Annotated in this window: 1 protein-coding gene; it reads left to right on the top strand. The window is 29.5% G+C overall.

Annotated features, from left to right (window positions below):
• On the top strand, positions 1–1550 hold a 1550-nt coding region (locus CXF67_RS09525; protein ID WP_145990443.1), incomplete at its 5' end, for a glycoside hydrolase family 25 protein.
• Between the last annotated feature and the right edge of the window lie 270 nt (positions 1551–1820).

The following is a 1820-nucleotide window of genomic DNA, read 5'->3' as shown; positions in this document are numbered from 1 at the left end:
ATTTAGACATGCGAATATTCAACGATAATGAAAAGGAATTGATCAAACGATTAATTTCTATCGAAAAAGGAAATACTATTTCTTTACATACGCTTTTGGAAAATTTTTACTTTACAGAAAGTTTTGGAAGAGCTTTAATCATTCAATCTCAAGGTAGATATGCTGTCTTTTTCATGAAGAAGGAAATTTTTGATGATCCTTTTCAAAAGAAAGAAGAACTAGAGTCATTCCTTAATCTACTGTCCTTTATTTCTTACCTTAAACAGCATGGCTATATTTCCTTATTCCGAAGTGAAAAATTAAAGGACGAAACCATGTTTTTTATTCAAGATGGGTTTGTAGGAGCTAAAGCTTCCCAAAATACAATCATCCTAAATACAAAAGGCGATTATACTTCTAGTCCAGATACTATTCATGACAAAAGTGGTGCTATTAGTTACAAAGGGATTGTTAGTAGAGATGATAGTTATGAATTGATTATTGCTTCAACTGTAGGTCATTTAATAGTAAATTCGCAAATAGAACAATTATTACAAGAAGACAATGGTTCCGTTGAAGAAATAGAAAATTCTCTCAACACCAAAGAAAAAGTAAAACAAGAAAGCGAAAAAGCTGAAAATAAATTGGAATCTATACTGCCAACTATTCATCCAATAGCACCAAAACCTAAAAAGGAAATCACTGAAAAAAAACTGCATAAAAAAAACACCTCATTCGCACATGTTTTTTTTAGTATAATTACGCTATTACTTGTTATTACATTATCCATATTTGGTTATTTAAAAATTTCGGATTATGATTCTAAAATTAAAAAATTAGTTAAAAATCATGAATACATGCAGGATAATATGACTGTATTAGCATCAAAAACACACGAACACGACAGTTTACTTACACTCGTAAATACAAAATCTCTTCCTAAAACAGATATTGCAAGAAATTTTTATGGCATTGATATTTCTAAATGGAATGGAAACGAAGTAACCTTAATCCAGAAAAAAGATAGTATTTCCTTTATAATTGTAAAAGCTACAGAAGGTGAAAATTTTGTTGACTCAGGGTTTGAGACTAACTGGAAATTAATTCGATCAAACAATTATATACTGGGAGCCTATCATTTTTATTTAACCTCAAGTGACCCTATAGCACAGGCAAGTCATTTTTGGTCTACAATAAATTCCCAAGGTAAAACCGATATAGCACCAATTGTAGATATTGAATATGAAAGCTTTGATGAAAAAGGTAAAAAAGAAATTTCTGCTATCCAAAACAATTTACTTGCTTTTTTGAAACACCTTGAAAGTGAAAGTAATAGGGTGCCTATTATTTATACCGATTCCCCTTTTGCTGATCAGTATTTATTGAATGATCTATTTAGTAGATATCCTTTGTGGTTAGCACAATACACGAAAAATAATAAACCTACACTACCCAAAACATGGCAAGAAAAAGGGTGCAAAATTTGGCAAAAAAGTGATACCTATTCCATTGACTCTCATAATACTGATTTTGATCTTTTTTATGGGACAGAAGCAGAGCTTGTTAACTAAATAATTTTTTAATATGATTGTTAATACTATTTAAAAAATATAGGAGAAAATAGTATTGAGATTAAATGGAATATAGTGCTACCCATTTATAAGTTTTTACACGGATCTCCTTTGTTTTCGATATTAAATAATAATAAAAAACAGCAGTTAAGTGCTTAACATAAGGTATGTTGTATTTTGCTATCTTTGTTTTTAACCGAAAATTGGCACACACTAATCTGCTACTTTTCATCTAATACCAAATTAAACCTATAATGTCGTATAAATAAA

The organism is Psychroflexus sp. MES1-P1E, from assembly GCF_002836055.1.
Classification (GTDB): Bacteria; Bacteroidota; Bacteroidia; order Flavobacteriales; family Flavobacteriaceae; genus Psychroflexus.
The sequence above is the reverse complement of the archived record's forward strand: the minus strand, read 5'-3'. Positions and strand labels throughout refer to the sequence as shown.